The organism is Micromonospora sp. NPDC047465 (assembly GCF_040643125.1).
Lineage (GTDB): Bacteria > Actinomycetota > Actinomycetes > Mycobacteriales > Micromonosporaceae > Micromonospora.
In genome coordinates this window covers 119,557-136,729 of the sequence record NZ_JBEYTP010000003.1, presented here as the reverse complement: position 1 = coordinate 136,729, position 17,173 = coordinate 119,557, and the positions used below count along the sequence as shown (strand labels likewise).

Below are 17,173 nucleotides of genomic sequence, written 5' to 3'. Positions count from 1 at the left end.
TCAGACCAGGCCGGCGTCGCGCAGCAGCTTCCACAGGCCGGCGCCGTCGGGCGCGGAGAGCCACTTCTGCCCCACCGGCCCGGCCGAGGAGCTGCCGGCCGGGCCGGGCAGGCTACCGGCCAGCACCGCCTGGGTGGGCGAGAGCCGGCGGATCGCCACCCCCGCCACGTTCTGCGGATGGGCGGCCGCGAACTCGCGGTAGATCTCCGGGTCGTGCTGCCCGTCGTCGCCGACCAGCAGCCACTTCACGTCCGGGAACTCCTTCGCCAGCCGGGCCAGGGTGACCCGCTTGTGCTCCCGGCCGCTGCGGAACCAGCGGTCCGCGGTCGGCCCCCAGTCGGTCAGCAGCAGCGGCCCGGCCGGGTAGAGGTGCCGGGACAGGAACCGGGTCAGCGTCGGCGCGACGTTCCAGGCGCCGGTCGACAGGTAGAAGACCGGCGCGCCGGGGTGCGCGGTGGCCAGCCGCTCGTAGAGCACCGCCATGCCGGGCACCGCCGTCCGGGCGTGCTCGTCGAGGACGAAGGTGTTCCAGGCCGCGAGCAGCGGGCGGGGCAGCGCGGTCACCATGACCGTGTCGTCGATGTCGGAGAGGATGCCGAAACGCACCTCCGGGTCGAGGATGCGCACCGGCGCCTCGACCGGCTCTGCGTCCGGCAGGCTGATCCGCACCGCGCCCCACCCCGGCGGCAGGTCCGCCTCGACCACGGTGTCGACGAAGCCGCTGCGGTCGGCCTGCGCCTCGTGGCGCACCCCGCCGGCCTCGACGGTCACCGTCACGTGCTTGGCCGGCAGAGTGGTGAAGCTGCGCCAGCCGCGGACCTTCTCCAGTCGGCCCCGCTGGCGGGTGTCCGGCCGCCCCAGCAGCACCCGGCACATCACCCGCACCCAACCGGGCGCGCCGTAACCGGCGTACGCGATGATGTTGGTCCGCCAGCCGGTGCGCCGCAGCCGACGCTCGACCAGCGCGTGCACGGCGTCCTCGATCCGCGCGGCCCGGTGCAGGTTCGGTACGGCCAACTGGCCGGCGGGAGTGGGTGGCACGTCAGCAACCCTGCCACAACCCGGCGGCCTCGGCCACGCGAGGCGATCTTCGCCGGCCGCCGGCTGCGCCGATCCGCCCCGCCCGGCCCCGGCGGCGTGTAACACTCCGGTCGGGACGACGACGGGGGCGTTGGTCGTGTCGCAACCAGTACGCAAGCGTGGGCGGTGGCGCCCGCAGCTCGACCGGCCGGCGCTCGTCGCGCTGCTGTTCGGGCTCGCCGGGGTCGGCTACCGGCTGGTGCTGACCCTGCACACGGTGCCGGTCTCCAACAGCGACGAGGCCACCTTCGGTCTGGCCGCGCTGCACATCGCGCAGGGCCGCGAGCTGCCCGTCTTCCTCTACGGCCAGCGCTACATGGGCGTGCTGGAGTCCTACCTGGCCGCGCCGCTGATCGCGGTCGCCGGGCCGAGCTGGCCGCTGCTGCGCCTGCCGCTGCTGGTGCTCTACGCCGTCTTCCTCTGGCTGATCCACCGGCTGACCCGGCGGATCTGCTCGCCCTGGTTCGCCGCCGTCGTCGTCGGACTGCTCGCCCTCGGCGGGGAGCGGGTGGTCCGGGACCAGTTGACCGTGGTCGGCGGCCGGCCGGAGGTCAAGGTCGCCGTGCTGCTGATGCTGCTGGTCGTGGTGGGACTCGCCCGGGGCACCGTGCGGCACCGCCGGCTGGCCGTCGGGCTCTTCGGCCTGCTCGCCGGGGTGGCCGCCTGGTCGGACTGGCTGATCCTGCCCTACCTGGGGGCGGCCGCGCTGGCACTGCTCTGGGTGGCCCGCCGGGAGCTGCTCGGCTGGGCCGGGGCGCTGCTGCTGGCCGGGTTCGCCGTCGGGATCGCGCCGATGATCCGGGACAACCTGGTCGCCCCGCCCGGCGAGGACTCGCTGTCGGTGTTGCGCGAGGTCAGCACCCGGGCCGGGCCGACGCCGCCGTGGAGCCGGCGGCTCGACGGCGGGCTGCTGGAGGGGGTGCCGCTCGCCACCGGACTCTGCCCGGTGGACGGCTGCTCCCGCTGGCAGGGGTGGTTCGGCCTGCTCTACCCGCTGCTGCTGGTGGTCGCCGCCGCGCTCGCCGTGGTCGCGTACCGCCGGGCCGCGGGCACCCCACCCGGCCGCCGGGTCGGCCCGGTGGTGCACCTCGCGCTGGTCGTGGGCGCGGCGCTGACCCTGCTGTCGTACGTGCGCAGCCCGCTGGCCGCCACCAGCCCGCTGGACAACGCCCGGTACCTGTCGGTCCTCCAGCTCTCCCTGCCGGCGGTGCTGTGGCCGCTCTGGCTGGCGGCGGTCGCCTGCTGGCGGGGCACGGTCGGGGCACTCGGCCGGTTGGGCGGGGCGCTCGCCACCGCCGTGCTCGCCGCGCTGACCGCGACCATGCTGGTGGTCACCGTGCAGTTCGCCGCCACCGGCACCGAGGCGTCCCGGGTCGAGGAGCGGCAGGCCCGCGAGCTGGCCGACCGGCTCCGCGCGGGCGGCCCCCACGAGGTGTACGGGGACTACTGGACCTGCAACCGGCTGATCTTCAACACCGACGAGTCGGTGGTGTGCGCGGTGCTCGACGGCGAGCTCACCCCGGGGCAGAACCGCTATTCCGCGTACTGGCGGCAGGTGGGGCGGGCCGACCGGCCCGGGTACGTGCTGGCGGCCGACTCGGCGGCGGAGCGGCGGCTGCGCCGGCTGCTCGGCGACCGGGCCGACGCGGCGCTGCTCGCCGAGGTGGGCGGGTATCGCGTGTACCACCCGGAGACGCCGGTGCGGCCGTGGCGGTAGGGACGGGCCGTACGCTGGCCGGGCCGGCGCGCGGGCGCCGCGCCGAGGCGAGGAGTCCCCGATGCTCATCCTGCTGCCGCCCTCCGAGGGGAAGGCCGACGCCGGCACCGGCCGGCGGCTGGACCTCGCCCGGCTCTCCCTGCCGGAGCTGACCGGCGCCCGGGAGGAGGTGCTGGCCGCGCTGGTGGCGCTCAGTGACGGCGGCGACGAGGAGGCGGCCCGGGCGGCGCTGGGGCTCAGCGAGGGCCAGCGCGGCGAGCTGCGGCGCAACGCCCGGCTGCGGGTGGCGGCCACCGCCCCCGCCGACCGGCTCTACACCGGCGTGCTCTACGAGGCGCTCGACCTCGCCTCGCTCCCGCCGGCCGCGCAGCGGGCGGCCCGCCGGTCGGTGCTGATCAGCTCGGGCCTCTGGGGCGCGGTACGCCTCACCGACCGGATCCCGCCCTACCGCTGCCCGGTCGGGGCGCGGCTGCCGGGGGTGGGCGCGCTGTCGGCGTACTGGCGGCGGGCCCTCGCGCCGGCGATGGACGCCGCGGCCGGCGCCGGGCCGGTGCTCGACCTGCGCTCCGGCGCGTACGCGGCCACCTGGACGCCCCGTGGCGAGGTGGCCGCCCGCACCGTGACGGTCCGGGTGCTGCACGAGCGGGAGGTCGACGGCGTGCCCGTCCGGTCGGTGGTGAGCCACTTCAACAAGGCGACCAAGGGTCGGCTGGTGCGGGACCTGCTGACCGCGGGCGTCCGGCCGCGCTCGGCCACCGGGCTCGTGTCGGCGCTGCGCGACCTGAAGTACACGGTGCTGGAGCAGCCTGGGCCGTCCCACCGGCCACGCCAGGTCGACCTGGTCGTCACCGAGCTGTAGGGCTGCCGCAAGATTTCCTCAAGGCTGGGGCGGATCGGTTTCCCCGTCGGCGTCTTCGGGCCACGGTAGGGGGACCCCGACGCCGACAAGGAGTGCCTGAGTTGGCTCCCGAACCGATCCTGCTCGACCGGCCGCGCCTCCCGTCGACCCCGCCGCCGCTGGACTGGCTGACCCTGGCCGACGCGTTCGAGGCCGCCTGCCTGCTGCGCTGCATGCCCCCGCCGGCCGTCGCCGGCGCCCGCCGCCCGGTGCCGCACCACCGTCCGGCGACCGTCGAGTTCAACCGGGAGGAGGCCGCCCTGCGGTTCCGGCAACTGCTCGGCCGGTTGGACGTCCCGATCGAGCACGAGGTGACCGTCGGCGGGCTGCGCCGCCGGTACGAGCTGCACCGGCTCTCGGTGCCCCCGGCGGACCGGCCGGCGTACGCGCGGACGCTGGAGGCCGGCTGGCGGCAGGGCCGGCGCGAGCTGCTGGGCGGCCCGGTCCCCGGCGCGTCGACGGCGCGGCGGGTGTGGCGGCCCCGGCTGGCCGCGGCGGCCTGGCGGGCCGCCCTGCTCGCCGGGGGGCGGCACGTGCGCCGGCACATCCTCGGCGTCCGGCTCACCGACCGGGAACTGGCCGCCGTCCTGGTGCGCGGGGCCGCTCTGCTGGACGTGCCGGCGCTGCTGCGCCCCGGCACCGGGTGCTTCCTGGTCTGCGTCGCCGACGGCCCGGACCGCGAGCGGATCTTGCACAGCGCCGCGCTGGAGCCCGCGCGGGCGGCCGAGCCGGCATGATGGCCGGATGACCACGATCGGCATCGTCCGTGAATTCCACTCCGAGGAGGGGTGGGGGGTGATCGACGGCGACGACGTGCCCGGCGGCTGCTGGGTGCACTTCTCCGTCATCGAGACGCCCGGGCACCGCGCGCTGACCGCCGGGGAGGTGGTGTCGTTCAAGGCGGAGCCGGTCCGGCAGGGCGGCCACCCCCACCGCGCGGTCCGCGTCTGGCGGGGCACCGGCGGACCACCCGGGACCGCCGTTCCGACCTCGGTCGCGTACCGCAGCGAACTGATCCTCACCGTCGACCCGACGCCGGGGCCGTAGTCCGACCGGTGGGCCTCGGGTTGCGGTGACGGCCCGCGCGGCGCAGAGTGCAGCCCGTGAGTCGAACCCGGTCCTGCCGCGCCCGCGCCGTGCGCCCGTCGTCCTGGTTCCGACCTGGCCGCCCGCGCCCCGGTCGTCCGGTGGCGCTGCTGTCGCTGCTGCTGGTGGTGACGCTGCCCGGCCTCGCCGGCTGCCAGGACTCCCCCGAGCCGCCGGTGCGGATCCGGATCGCGACCGGCAGCCCGACGGCGGTCTACCACGCCTTCGGCCGGTCGCTGGCCGACATCCTCAACCGGGAGATGCCGAACGTCGAGGCCAGCGTGGTGGTCACGGCCGCCTCGGCGGAGAACGTCCGGCTGGTCGGCTCGGGCGAGGCCGAGCTGGGTTTCACCCAGGCCGACGTGCTGCCGGCCGCGCCGGCGACGCACCCGTCGGTCGTCGCGGTCGCCCGGGTCTACGACGACCTGCTGCACCTGGTCACCACCGCCGGCGGGCCGGTCCGCACGCTGGCCGACCTGCGTGGGCGGCGGGTCTCCGTGGGCGCCCCCGGGTCCGGCACCGAGATCACCGCCTCCCGGCTGCTGGAGGTGGCGCGCCTGGGCGGCGACCGGGTGCGCCGGGAGCGGCTCGGCCTCGACGACTCGGTGGCGGCGCTGCGGGCCGGCACGATCGACGCGTTCTTCTTCTCCGGCGGGCTGCCGGTCAGCGCGGTGAAACAGCTCGCCGACGACAGCGCGACCCGGATCGTCGACCTCGGCGAGTGGACCGAGCTGCTGCGCGGCAGCAATCCCCAGGTCTACGTCTCCCGGGACGTCCCCCGCTCGGTGTACGGCACCGACCCGGTCACCACCGTGGCCAACCCGAATTTCCTGATCGTCCGGGCCGACCTGCCGGAGGCGCTGGTCCGGGAGGTGACCCGGCTGCTGATGGAACGCCGGCAGGAGCTGGCCGCGGCGCATCCGGCCGCCGGACGGATGAGCCCGCGCTCGGCCATCGCCACCTCCCCGCTGCCGCTGCACCCCGGCGCCGCCGGCTGGTACCGCGCCGCCAAGCCCTGACCCTGGCGTCGGCGGTCACGGGACGCCCGGCCGGCCGGCGATCAGGAGGACGGCGGTCGGACGGCGGCGACGTCGCCCGGGCGGGGCGTCACCCGGTCACGGCGTGCCCGGCCCGGCGGCCACCGGTGCGGCGGGCGCGCCGACGGGCGGTGCGGGAGCACCGGCGGGGACCGGCTCCGCCTGGTCCGCCGGGTCCCTCGGGTCCGCCGGGTCCGCCGGCCGGGTCGGGGCCGGGAACCAGAGGCCGGCGACCAGGCCGCGCGGCTCGCCCCGGCGCATGGTGAGCCGCCCGTCCGAGGCGTCGACCAGCACGGCGACGATGGTGAGGCCCAGCCCGGCGCCGTCGACGTTCTGCACCTCCGGCGCCCGCCAGAACCGCTCGGTCGCCTGGCCGAGCTGGCTCTCCGTCATGCCCGGGCCGGTGTCCCGGACCTCCAGCGCCGTCCCGCCCTCGTGGTGCCGCACGGTCACCGTCACCGCCCCGCCGGCGCCGCTGAACTTCACGGCGTTGTCGATCAGCGCGTCCAGGGCCTGGTCGATGGCGGTCGGCACGGTCCGCGCGTACGCCGGGGCGTCCTGCGCCGCGAGCCGGAGGGTGACCGACCGGTGCCGGGCGAGCGGCTCCCACGCGGCGACCCGGGACGCGGCCACGGCCGCCGCGTCGACGGTGACCCGCTGGTTCTCCCGCCGCTCGGCGCGGGCCAGGGTGAGCAGCGCGTCCAGCACCAGGGCGAGCCGGTCGGTCTCCTCCAGGGCCAGCCGGTGCTCGGCCTGGCCGTCCGGGTCGGTCAGGCCCAGCCCCAGCTCCTCCACCCGCAGGCGCAGCGCGGTCAGCGGGTTGCGCAGCTGGTGGCTGGCGTGCGCCACGAAGGCGCGCTGCCGGTCCATCACGTCGGAGACGACGTCGGCCATGTGGTTGAAGCTGGTCGCCAGCCGGCGCAGCTCCGGCGGGCCGAGCCGGTGCTGCACGCGGGCGCCGCGGTCCCCCTCGGCGATCTCGTGGGTGACCGCATCCAGCTCGGTGACCGGGCGCAGCACCCAGCCGGCCAGCCCGAACGCGGTGAGCACGCAGGCCAGGACGGCGAGCAGCCCCGTCCCGGCCAGCACCAGCCACCAGACGGTGACCGCGTGCCGGACCGAGTCGGTCGGGGTGGCGGTGACCACCGCCCCGAGCACCTCACCGCCGTCGTTGATCGGCACCGCCACCACGATCGGCCGGTCGACCCACGGCCAGACCGACTCCGGCCCACTGGTCTGCTGGCCCGAGAGCGCGGTGTCCAGCGCCTCGCGGGTCCCCGCGGCCGGCCGCCAACTCTCGGAGGCCGCCACCGTCCGGCGGTCCCGGTCGACCACCGCCGCGCCGATCCCGTACAGGTCGTCGTAGCTGCGCAGCTCGTTGTCGAGCGGGCCGGGGGTCCCGCCGCGCAGCGCCGGGCCGGCCAGCGAGGCGAACCGGGTGGCGTCGGCGAGCCGGTCGGCGCGCACCCGGTCGGTCTCCCGGGTGGCCAGGGTGGCCGCCAACGGGGTCTCCAGCGCGATCAGCACCAGCACCATCAGCAGCAGGTAGCTGATCACCAGCCGACGTCGCACGGCGCCTCACTCGCCGCGCAGCCGGTAGCCGACCCCACGGACGGTCTCCACCAGGCGGGGGTCGCCCAGCTTGCCCCGCAGCGAGCCGACGTGCACCTCGACCGTGTGCCCGTCGCCCCAGGTGGTGCCCCAGGCGTCGAGCAGGATCCGCTCGCGGGGCACCGCCACCCCGGGCTGCCGGGCCAGGGAGAGCAGGACGTCGAACTCCTTGCGGGTCAGCGCCACCGGCCGGCCGGCCACGGCGACCGTCCGCGCGGCCACGTCGATGCGGACGGACCCGGCCTCGATCAGGTTGCGCTCGGGCACCGTGTGCGCCGCCCGGCGCAGGACCGCCTCGATGCGCGCCTGGAGCTCGGTCATGGAGAAGGGCTTGACCACGTAGTCGTCCGCGCCCAGCCGCAGGCCGAGCACCCGGTCCCGCTCCTCGCCCCGGGCGGTCACCGCGATGATGCCGAGCTGGCTGCTGCGCCGGCGCAGCTCACGGCACAGGTCGGTGCCGTCCCCGTCCGGCAGGGTCAGGTCGAGCAGCACCAGGTCGCAGGGGGCGGCGGAGAGGGCGGCGGCGACGGTCGCCGCGTGCTCGACCTCGTACCCCCGGCGGGTGAGGGCGGAGGAGAGCGCCGCGGCCACCCGACGGTCGTCCTCGACCAGCAGGATGCGCACCCGGGGCCCCCATTCGTCGGCGTGTCGACCCCGAATGGTGGCAGAAGCCGGCCAGGAGCGGGAGGGTAGGCCCCGCGTCGGCCGCCGTGCGGACGGCGGCCCGGACCCCTCCGGCCCCGTTGGGAGCGGGCGGCGGGCCGGGTCGGAGCCCCGGAGACCCCACCGAGAGCGGCGGCGGCGCGGGCGGTACCGCGGAGAAACCGGGCCGGTTCTGCGTAGGCTGCCGGGGTGATCTACAAGCTGCTGACCACCGTCGAGTGGGACGACGCCCTGGCCGCGGGCCACTTCGCCGGCACCGCCACGGACGCGCAGTCCGGGTTCATCCACCTCTCCGGGCCCGACCAGGTGGTCGAGACGGCCCGCCGGCACTTCGCCGGCGCCACCGGGCTGACCCTGCTCGCCGTGGACCCGGCCCGGCTGGGCGACGCGCTGCGCTGGGAACCGTCGCGCGGCGGGGCGCTCTTCCCCCACCTCTACGGGCCGCTGCCGGTGCCGGCGGTGGTGGCCGCCGACGCCCTGCCGGCGGACGTGCCGGTCGCCGACGCCGTGGCGGCGCTGCTGGGCTGAGGGGGTCGATATGCTACGCCGAGTCCGCGCGCCCCGGCCTCACTCTCCGTGCCCGGGGCCGGCGCGGCAGCCCGGACCCGCGCGGGCGGCCGCCCCTCCCGGCGTACGCCGCACGCGGGTCACCGACGGCGCCCGGCGCGCCCTGCGACCCATGCGAGTTGAAGGATGACTGACAGCAGTTCCCCGTCCCCCTCGGTCTTCGTCCACCCGACGGCCGACGTCGAGGAGGGTGCCCGGGTCGGCGACGGCACCAAGGTCTGGCACCTGGCCCACATCCGGTCCTCCGCCCAGGTGGGCGCCGGCTGCGTCATCGGCCGCAACGTGTACGTCGACGCCGGCGTCACGGTCGGCGACCTGGTCAAGATCCAGAACAACGTCTCCGTCTACCAGGGTGTGACCCTGGAGGACGAGGTGTTCGTCGGGCCGTGCGCCGTCTTCACCAACGACTTCCGGCCCCGCGCGCAGAACCCGGACTGGAAGATCACCCCGACGGTGGTCCGCCGGGGCGCCTCGATCGGCGCGAACGCGACCCTCGTCTGCGGCATCGAGGTCGGCGAGTACGCGATGATCGCGGCGGGTTCCGTGGTGACCAGGGACGTGGCGCCGTACCAACTCGTGGCGGGCAACCCGGCGCGGCCGAAGGGCTGGGTCGACGAGCGGGGCGAGGTCGTCTCCCGGGACGTGGACACCCCGCCGCAGCGGCAGGGCTGACCCTCCGACGAGAAACGGCGGTGGACGGGCGCTCCCGTCCACCGCCGTCGCGCGTACGCGGTGCTCAGCGGCAGAGCCGCGAGATCTCCTCCCGGAACCGCTCCATGGGGTTCGCCTCGGCCGGGCCGAGCAGGTAGGTCTTCAGCTCCCGCCGGGCGTCCGTCATCGGGTCGTCGCCGGCCCGGGTGACGGACACGATCTTCTCCAGCTCGCCGCAGTCCCGGGAGAGCAGGTACGCCGCCCGCGACGTCGGGTACTCCCGGCGGAACTCGTCCTCCGGCAGGCCACCCGGGTTCGCCACCACGTACGGCCGCTGGCTCTGGACGAAGTCCGAGACCACACTGGACACGTCGCTGATCAGCAGGTCGGTCTGGTTGAAGCAGTCGAACAGCGCCGGCGTCCGGCCGGTGACCACGAGGTGCCGCGTGCCGTCCAGGGAGGTCGCGTCCGGGTCACCGCCCGCCGCGCGGATCCGCTCCACGATCCGCTCGTGCACCGTCTTCGCCTCCTTGGCCCGGGAGCCGGTCAGCGGGTGCGGCTTGTAGATGAGCCGGACCGCCGGCGCGGTGGCCAGCAGCCCCTTGACGATCCGCTCCCCCATCAGCACCAGCGAGGTGTGGTACGGGTCGTCGTCCAGCCACCCCTCCCAGGTCGGGGCGTAGAGCACCGTGAACGGCCGGTCGACCGACTCCGCGCCGAACGTGTGCACCCCGGCGAGCTGCGGCCGTCCGATCTCGACGATGTCGGAGTCGAGCACGCCCACCCCGGCCCGGGCGTACCGCTCACGCCCGGCGAGGCCGGCGACCCACACCTCGTCGTACACCTTGCTGTACGGGTTGACGCTGGCCTGCTTGTCGCTGTCGCCGTGCCCGACGAAGACGTGCTTCATGCCGGGCTCGCGGAGCATGTGGATGTTCGCGCCGACGTTCGCGGCGTAGAGCGCGGCCCGCACGCTGCCCAGTTCGAGGTTCATGAAGTCCACGCCGGCCGGCACGCAGATCACCGGCAGCCGGGTGTCGGCCAGCTCGAGGAACGCCTCCTTGCTGCGCAGCAGTACCACGCCGCGCTGGTCGAGCGCCTCGGTCGGGGCCAGCCACATGTTCGCCTGGTAGACGTCCTTCGCCGGCCCCGCGAAGTAGAGGGCCACCTCTGGCCGGTAGCTGTCCAGCCAGCGCTGGACCGCGGGCAGCAGCGGGCTCTGGCCCATCCCGCGCCCGCGCAGCCAGGTCAGTGCGACGATCCCGCCCACCAGCGCGGCCGCCGCCACGGTGAACGCCCCGACGGCGAACACCGGCACGACGTCCTCGGCGACGACGGCGGCCACGGCCGCCGGCACGAGCGCCACGTTCACCAGAGCAAGCTGGTCACCGGTGACGCGCCCCACCCACTCCGGCGGCCGGGGCGCCGACCGCAGCGGGCCGAGTTCGATGTTGCGGACCAGGGCGGAGGCCGGATTACGTCGGTCGATCATCTCGGTCAGGGCGCCGGCGAAGATCGCGATCACCCAGACCGCCGCGGGCAGCAGGAGCAACACGGTGAGCTGCCCCGACGACAGGTTCACGTTGGCGACCACGAGCAGGGCCACGGAAAGATCCCGGGCCAGCTGCCGGTAGGGCCGGTTGAGGCCGACCTTGACCAGCAGGTTCTCGGTGGGGGCGGACCAACGGCCCAGTGCGAGATCGCCAAGCACGGCGGCCAGTCCGGCCACGGCGAAAAGGCCCACCCAGCCGAGAGCGCCTGCCGCGAGCATCACCAGGTAGCACAGCAGCAGCAGCGCTCCGCGGGCTGCGACGCCGACACGTGCCAACAACGTGGCGAACAACAAACACGCTCCCTCTGAGATCGACGACCGGCGGGGCCGGCCGGCGGTGTCGTCCCGGGCGCGGAACGGTGCCGCACGCCGTCCCACCTTGGCGAATCATGGCGTTCCCCTGGACCAGTCTGTCATCGCGGCAGGCGAGGGGTAGCTGCGACCTTAACGCGAGGCGACGAAGGCCATCTCCTCGGGTATCACGCCACAATACGGTCACCTGGCCGCCACTCGCCATCAATGACCACGGGCCGAAACCCCATCTCGCCGCGCACCCCGGTACGCAGGTCGCACATCGGACGCGGCACCCGCGTCAACGCAGGCCCACCGGCGGCGAGCCCGCCGGACGGGCCCGGCCAGCGGGGGCCCGGAGGAGGGCGACCGTTGACGCCCACGGGTTCCGATATTGTTGCCGCCGTCGCGGCGTCGACGGACCGCCGGAAGGGAATCGCGTGCTGACCACTCTCATCGCCTTCGCCGTGGCCATCGTGCCCGGGGCGCTTCTCGGATTCGTCGTCCCGCCGGGACGCTACCGCTGGGTGGTGTGGGCGACCGCCCCGGCGCTCACCCTGGGCCTGACCACCGTGTCCATGGGCTGGCTGCCGGTGCTCGGCCTGCCGCACAGCGCGTCCGCCGTGCTCGTCGGCGAGATCGTGCTGGCCGCCCTGGTGGTCCTCGTCGCGCGGTTGATCCCCCGCGGCCTCCCGGTCGGCCGCCCGGCCCAGCCCGCCGACCCCGTCGGCGACAGCCCCCGGGAACAGGCCGACGGCGACCGCGACCGGACCAGCGGGCGGTGGCGGGCGGTGGCGGCCCAGTTCCGGCTCCAGCCGGTCCGCCCCGGCTGGGCAGACGTGATCGGCCTGGCGGTGCCGGCGGTGGTGACCGTGGGCTACGGCTGGCTGCTCCTCGGCCGGCTCATCGCGCCTCCCGGCTGGGACGCGATGAACCACGGCTACTTCACCCGCCGGATTCTCGACACCGGCAGCGCGACCATCGCCACGGCGTGCAGCAGCGGGTCCACCGAGCCCGTGCAGGGCTGCTCCTTCTACCCGCTGAACACCAATGTCGCCTGGGCCCAGGCCGCCGAACTCTCGGGCGGCCAGATCAGCACGGCGATGAGCGCCTGGTCCATCCTCGTCGGGCCACTCGCCCTGGTCGCCGGCATCTACGCCGCCGTACGCCTGCTCGGCGGCCGTCCCGTGGTCGCAGCCTGCGCGGCCGTCGCGCCGACCTTCCTCGGGCCGCTCTGGCTCTCCGTCTCCACCGGCCGCATCACCCAGCAGACCGGGCCGTGCATCGCGGTGGCGATCGCGCTGCTGTCCGCGCTCGCCCTGCGGGGCCCGCACCCGGTGCGGCTGGGCCTGTTGGCCGGGCTCGCCGGTGCCGGCCTGGTCATGTCGCACACCTACGACATCCTGGTCGTCGTCGTCTTCGCGCTGGGCGTGCTGGTGCTGATCCGGCACCGGATGACGCTTTCCAGCGCGGCCGCCGGCGCCGTCGCCGCGCTGATCGGCGGCGTCGTCGCCCTCGCGCCCTTCCTGAGCGCGCTGACCAGCGCCAACGGCGAGCGCGCGCAGAACGAGCCGGCGCTGCTCGGCAAGTGGGCCGAGTCCTTCGAATACTGGGTCACCGACCCGCAGCGGTACGTGCTCTTCGGCTTCCCGCCGCCGGGCGGGGCCGATTACCAGCTCAGCGTCACCTCGATCCAGATCGCTCTCGCCGTCACCATCACCTGCCTGCTCGCGTCTCCGCTCAGCCTGCTCTTCCGCCAGCTGCGCTGGGCCTGGCCGTGGCTGCTCACCGGAGTCGTGTTCACCGCCATCGGAGTGTGGACGACGAGCTCGGACTCCGGCGGGGCGATGCTGCTCTCCGGTCTCTGGTACGGCGTGCGGGAGCGACTGCGCTCGATGATCCTGCCGGTCTACGGCGTCATCGCCGTGGTCGGCGCGGTGGCGATAGGTCTCGCCCTGCAGTGGCTCGCCGCCAGGCTGGTCGCCCGCGCCCGAGGCTTGCGCGACTCGGCCCTGCCGGGCGCGGTCGCCGCGTCGGTGGTGGTCGTCGCCCTGGCCGCCCTCGCCGCCCTGCCGTCGAGCTGGCAGCCGATCCGGGGCGAGTTCAAGAAGCGGGCGCCCGTGGGAGATGCCTACACCGACGCCTACCGTTGGCTGGCGGTGAACACCCCACCGGACAAGGTGGTCGCCTACGACCGGCACCGCCAGTTCATGACCTGGTCGTACGTGGACCACGGCGTGCCGGTGCTCTTCGGCCTGCCGCCGTTGCCCGGCTTCGACGTCGGCAACTACGACCGGCGCTGGGACGCCTGGAACTGGCTCGTCGACAACGAGGACTCGAGGCCGGCCGGCTGCGAGGTCGAACGCTTCGGTGTCGAGTACCTGGTGGTCGGCGGCGGACGGGCCATGCCGGGCGGGTGGACGCGGCACTACACGCCGGCCCGGCTCGACGCGAGCGACCGGGTGCGCCTCGTCCAGCAGTTCGGCTCGATCAAGATCTACCAGGTCACCGACAAGGGCCGGGTCTGCGCCCAGGGCGGCTGACCGCGCCGGGTCGACCGCCGACGGGTGGAGACCGTCCTGGGTGGAGGGAAACACGAGGGGCGCCGCCGGTCTCGGCGGCGCCCCTCGGCGCGTCAGGCGGGCGGTGCCGGACTCAGCGGGAGCTGTCCCCGATGACGCCGGCGACCGCACGGTGCGCCGGCAGGATCCGCTGCCGCTCCTCGTCCAGGTCGATCCGCCCGGCGAGGATGTCGAGGAAGTGGTCCAGTTGGGCGGCCAGCGGCTCGCGGTTGGAGACCAGTTCCGGGACCTCCATGATGCTCTGCTGCCGGTAGCCGCGGCCGTCGGGCGTGGCAGCGTCCAGCGAGACGTGTCGGTAGATCGTCACGTCCTTGCGGATCAGGTCCGCCTCGATCAGCCGGTCCACCTCGCTGATCACGAGCGTACGGACCTTGCGCTGCCCGATCCGGCTCGCCGACACGTTGGCCAGCGCGCCGTCGCCGAAGGTCAGGACCGCCTCGGCGACGTCCTCGGCGCCCGGCAGCGAATCCGGGTGGAAGTGCCCCAGCGAGCCGCGCACCGCGGCCGGCTCACGACCGCCGAACACCTGAATCGCCAGGTCGACGTCGTGCACGAGCAGATCCCAGGCGACACCGGTCTTGATCCGTGGCGCGTACGGCGAGTGCCGGGTGACGGTCAGATGCACGGGCTTGTGCACCAGCGCCAGGGCGGTGAGCACGGCCGGGTTGAAGCGCTCCAGCAGGCCGCAGAGCAGCGGCAGCCGCCGCTTCTCGGCGTTGGCCACGATGTCCTCGGTCTCGCTGAGGCTGCCGCAGACCGGCTTCTCGATCAGCAGCGGTTTCTCCGCGGCGAGGACCTGCTCGGCGAGCCCGTGGTGGAACTCCGTGGGCGCCGCGATGACGACCGCGTCCACGCTGGAGAGGTCGGTCAGGTCCGGCGCCCAGGCGGCGCCGTACCGGTCGGCGATCTCCCGTCCCACGGTCTCCCGCGGCTCGACCACCAACGCCAGCCGGGCGCGGGGCGACTGGGAGATCACCCTGGCGTGCAGCGACCCCATGGCGCCGGTGCCGACCAGCGCGAAGCGCACCGCGGCGGTCACGCGCCGACCGCCTTCCGGACGGCCTCGACCACGCGCTCCACGTCGCCGTCGGTCAGGTGGTGGTGCACCGGCAGCGAGACGCACTGGCGTACCACGCGGTCGGTGACCGGCGCCGGGTCGGCCACGACGCGCGGGTGCTGCCGGTAGCAGTCGTAGTCGTAGACCGTCTTCGGGTAGTAGATGCCGCAGCCGACGCCCTGCTCGGTGAGGCGGGCGATCACCTCGTCCCGGGAGACCGGAGCCTCGTCGGTAACGAGCACCGTGTACTGGTGCCAGACGTGCGACCGGCCCGGCAGTTCGGTGGGGAGCCGCAGGCCGGGCACGTCGGCCAGGCCGGCGGAGAGCCGGGCGGCGTTGTCCTTGCGCCGCTTGACGTTCTCGCCGTAGTTCGCCAGCTGCGGAATGCCGAGCGCGGCCTGAAGGTCGGTCAGCCGGTAGTTGTGCCCGGCGACCTCGTACTGGTAGCGCTGGCGCATGCCCTGGTTGCGCAGCACCCGCAGCCGGTCGGCGAGCGCGGCGTCGTTGGTCGTGATCATGCCGCCCTCACCGGTGGTGAGGTTCTTGGTGGCGTAGAGGGAGAAGGTGCCGAGGCCGAAGCTGCCGGCGCCACGCCCGTCGATGGTGGCCCCCAGCGACTGGGCGGTGTCCTCCACCAGGCCCAGGCCGTGCCGCTGCGCCAGCGGGACGATGGCCCCCATGTCGGCCGGCTGACCGTACAGGTGCACCGGCATGAGGACCTTGGTGCGCGGGCCGACGGCGGCGGCGAGCGCCTCCGGGTCGAGGCAGAAGTCGTCCTCGCGGATGTCGGCGAACCGGGCGGTGGCACCGGCCTCCAGGATCGCGTTGAGCGTGGCGACGAAGGTGAAGGGGCTGGTGATGACCTCGTCGCCGGGCTGCAGGTCGAGCACCTCAAGCGCCGCGACCAGGGCAGTCGTGCCGTTGTTGACGGCCACCGCGTGGTCCACCCCGACCACGTCGGCGAACTCGCGCTCCAGCCGCGCGACCATGGGGCCCTGCGCCAGCATGCCGGAGCGGATCACCTCGACCGCCAGTTGCTCGGCCGCCTCGTCCAGCTTGACGACGGAAATGGGGATCACAGGGGTCTCTCCTCGGGGGTCGGTGGCAGCGGGGCAGACGTTAACAGCGGCGGACGCGCGGGTGAAAAGTGGCCGCCGCCAGGGCCATCCAGCTCGGGCGCGCCAGGGTACGTGCGGGCGCGGAGCCTCGGCTAGTGTAGTGCCTTGCTCTGTCAACCCCATCCCCTGCATAAGGTGAAATCCGACGCGGAGGCAGATAACCCGTGGTAGAGACGGCGACCCGCGAAGGCGTCAGCAGCACCCCCGGTTCGGATCCGGCACCCCCCACACCGGCCGCAGGGATGCGCCGTTGGCTGTCGCTGGGTGTACGGGTGGTGGTCATCGCGGCCATCGTGGCCGGAATGACCTGGAGCGTCGTCGACCAGTGGCCACAGGTCCGCTCGACGTGGCTCGGGCTGGCCTGGCAGTCCGTCGTGCTCTCGGTACTCGCCGCGCTGCTGGGCATGGTCGCCAACACGATGGCCTGGCGGGCTGCGGTGGACGACCTGGAACACCGGGTGTCCGTCGCCGCCGCGCTGCGGATCTGTCTGGTCGGTCAGCTCGGCAAGTACATCCCGGGCAGCGTCTGGGCGTACGTCCTCCAGATCGAGCTGGGCAAGCGCGCGGGCCTGCCGCGGGCCCGGGCCTTCCTCGCCTCGCTGGTCACCGTCGGGCTGGGGGTCACGGCCGCGCTCGGCCTGGGCCTGCTGAGCCTGCCCGCGCTGAGCGGCGCCGCCGGCGGCGCCGACTCGACGTACGCGGATTCGGTCCGGGTGGCGCTGTGGATCGTGGCGATCCTCTTCCCCATCGCGCTCATCTGCGCGATCCCCCGGGTGCTGACCGCCCTCGTCCAGATCGCCCTGCGGCTGCTCCGCCGGCCGCCGCTCGAGCACCGGCTGACCTGGCCGGGCGTGCTGCGGGTGATCGGCTGGAGCGCCCTGGGCTACAGCCTGTTCGGGGTGCACCTCTGGCTGCTGGCGAACGCCCAGGCCGCGCCGGGCGTCGAGGGGCTGCTGCGCTCGGTCGGCTCGTTCGCCATCGCGATGACGGTCGGCATGTTCGCCTTCCTCTCCCCCTCCGGGCTCGGGGTGCGCGAGGCCGTGCTGGTGGCCGCGCTGGCCCCGTTCCTGCTCGACAGCGGCGGCGTGGGCGCGGCGATGGGCATCGCCCTGGCGTCCCGGCTGATCTTCACGATCGCGGACGTCCTCGCCGCCGGACTCGCGGCCCTCTCCGGTCTACGGCAGCTGCGCGGCAGCGGGCCGGAGGTCGCCCGGGTCGGGGCGGACGGGTCCGCCGCGGGCTGAGCGCGACACCACGCGCACA

15 protein-coding genes are annotated in these 17,173 nt (G+C 74.7%); 9 read left to right on the top strand and 6 right to left on the bottom strand.

The window, feature by feature from the left end:
* Entirely contained in the window at nt 1-1,041 is a 1,041-nt protein-coding gene (locus ABZ793_RS04645) for a phosphatase domain-containing protein (protein ID WP_357451855.1), read from the bottom strand.
* 136 nt (nt 1,042-1,177) lie between these two features.
* Here ABZ793_RS04645 and ABZ793_RS04640 point away from each other — a divergent pair, with 136 nt between their 5' ends.
* The 5 genes from ABZ793_RS04640 (at nt 1,178) to ABZ793_RS04620 (ending at nt 5,800) form a co-directional block, all read left to right on the top strand.
* Complete coding sequence (locus ABZ793_RS04640; RefSeq protein WP_357451852.1) at nt 1,178-2,797, top strand: hypothetical protein; 1,620 nt, start codon at nt 1,178-1,180, stop codon at nt 2,795-2,797.
* A gap of 61 nt (nt 2,798-2,858) precedes the next feature.
* Nucleotides 2,859-3,656 carry a peroxide stress protein YaaA gene (yaaA, locus tag ABZ793_RS04635; protein ID WP_357451849.1) on the top strand — a complete coding sequence of 266 codons (798 nt, stop codon included), beginning with the start codon at nt 2,859-2,861 and terminating at the stop codon, nt 3,654-3,656.
* A gap of 101 nt (nt 3,657-3,757) precedes the next feature.
* A complete protein-coding gene (locus tag ABZ793_RS04630; protein WP_357451847.1) occupies nt 3,758-4,432 on the top strand; it encodes a hypothetical protein in 675 nt (224 codons plus the stop codon).
* A 7-nt stretch (nt 4,433-4,439) separates the two neighbouring features.
* On the top strand, nt 4,440-4,742 hold the full coding sequence (locus tag ABZ793_RS04625; RefSeq protein ID WP_357451844.1) for a cold shock domain-containing protein: 303 nt from the start codon (nt 4,440-4,442) through the stop codon (nt 4,740-4,742).
* Between the two features lie 140 nt (nt 4,743-4,882).
* Entirely contained in the window at nt 4,883-5,800 is a 918-nt protein-coding gene (locus ABZ793_RS04620; protein WP_357451841.1) for a TAXI family TRAP transporter solute-binding subunit, read from the top strand.
* Between the two features lie 96 nt (nt 5,801-5,896).
* On the opposite strand, the gene ABZ793_RS04615 is transcribed toward ABZ793_RS04620, so the two are convergent.
* Nucleotides 5,897-7,390, bottom strand: a complete 1,494-nt coding sequence (locus ABZ793_RS04615; protein ID WP_357451838.1) for an ATP-binding protein — start codon at nt 7,388-7,390, stop codon at nt 5,897-5,899.
* A 6-nt stretch (nt 7,391-7,396) separates the two neighbouring features.
* Nucleotides 7,397-8,053, bottom strand: a complete 657-nt coding sequence (locus ABZ793_RS04610; RefSeq protein ID WP_357451835.1) for a response regulator transcription factor — start codon at nt 8,051-8,053, stop codon at nt 7,397-7,399.
* Between the two features lie 228 nt (nt 8,054-8,281).
* Between ABZ793_RS04610 and ABZ793_RS04605 the strand changes: the two genes are divergently transcribed.
* Together ABZ793_RS04605 and ABZ793_RS04600 are read left to right on the top strand one after the other, a co-directional pair.
* The gene (locus ABZ793_RS04605; RefSeq protein WP_357451832.1) at nt 8,282-8,620 is read left to right on the top strand and encodes a DUF952 domain-containing protein; all 339 of its coding nucleotides are present in this window, start codon (nt 8,282-8,284) and stop codon (nt 8,618-8,620) included.
* Nucleotides 8,621-8,785: 165 nt separating this feature from the next.
* Entirely contained in the window at nt 8,786-9,331 is a 546-nt protein-coding gene (locus ABZ793_RS04600; RefSeq protein ID WP_357451829.1) for an acyltransferase, read from the top strand.
* A 64-nt stretch (nt 9,332-9,395) separates the two neighbouring features.
* Here ABZ793_RS04600 and ABZ793_RS04595 read toward each other — a convergent pair whose 3' ends face one another.
* Nucleotides 9,396-11,153, bottom strand: a complete 1,758-nt coding sequence (locus ABZ793_RS04595; protein WP_357451826.1) for a CDP-glycerol glycerophosphotransferase family protein — start codon at nt 11,151-11,153, stop codon at nt 9,396-9,398.
* Between the two features lie 440 nt (nt 11,154-11,593).
* Here ABZ793_RS04595 and ABZ793_RS04590 point away from each other — a divergent pair, with 440 nt between their 5' ends.
* A complete protein-coding gene (locus ABZ793_RS04590; RefSeq protein ID WP_357451823.1) occupies nt 11,594-13,696 on the top strand; it encodes a DUF6541 family protein in 2,103 nt (700 codons plus the stop codon).
* A gap of 112 nt (nt 13,697-13,808) precedes the next feature.
* Here the strand turns inward: ABZ793_RS04590 and ABZ793_RS04585 are convergent, their stop codons facing one another.
* Both ABZ793_RS04585 and ABZ793_RS04580 read right to left on the bottom strand, forming a co-directional pair.
* Nucleotides 13,809-14,774, bottom strand: coding sequence for a Gfo/Idh/MocA family oxidoreductase (locus tag ABZ793_RS04585; protein WP_357451820.1), 966 nt, complete (start codon nt 14,772-14,774; stop codon nt 13,809-13,811).
* On the bottom strand, nt 14,771-15,871 hold the full coding sequence (locus ABZ793_RS04580) for a DegT/DnrJ/EryC1/StrS family aminotransferase (RefSeq protein ID WP_357451817.1): 1,101 nt from the start codon (nt 15,869-15,871) through the stop codon (nt 14,771-14,773). The genes ABZ793_RS04585 and ABZ793_RS04580 overlap by 4 nt, the downstream gene beginning before the upstream one ends.
* Nucleotides 15,872-16,152: 281 nt before the next feature.
* On the opposite strand from ABZ793_RS04580, the gene ABZ793_RS04575 reads away from it, so the two are divergent.
* A complete protein-coding gene (locus tag ABZ793_RS04575) occupies nt 16,153-17,154 on the top strand; it encodes a lysylphosphatidylglycerol synthase domain-containing protein (RefSeq protein WP_357451814.1) in 1,002 nt (333 codons plus the stop codon).
* Nucleotides 17,155-17,173 lie beyond the last annotated feature (19 nt).

Excerpts from the sequence above, each read along its gene's own strand:
- ABZ793_RS04575 (WP_357451814.1), top strand. The coding sequence starts at position 16,153 with ATGCGCCGTTGGCTGTCGCTGGGTGTACGGGTGGTGGTCATCGCGGCC.
- yaaA (WP_357451849.1), top strand. The coding sequence starts at position 2,859 with ATGCTCATCCTGCTGCCGCCCTCCGAGGGGAAGGCCGACGCCGGCACC.
- ABZ793_RS04625 (WP_357451844.1), top strand. The coding sequence starts at position 4,440 with ATGACCACGATCGGCATCGTCCGTGAATTCCACTCCGAGGAGGGGTGG.
- ABZ793_RS04600 (WP_357451829.1), top strand. The coding sequence starts at position 8,786 with ATGACTGACAGCAGTTCCCCGTCCCCCTCGGTCTTCGTCCACCCGACG.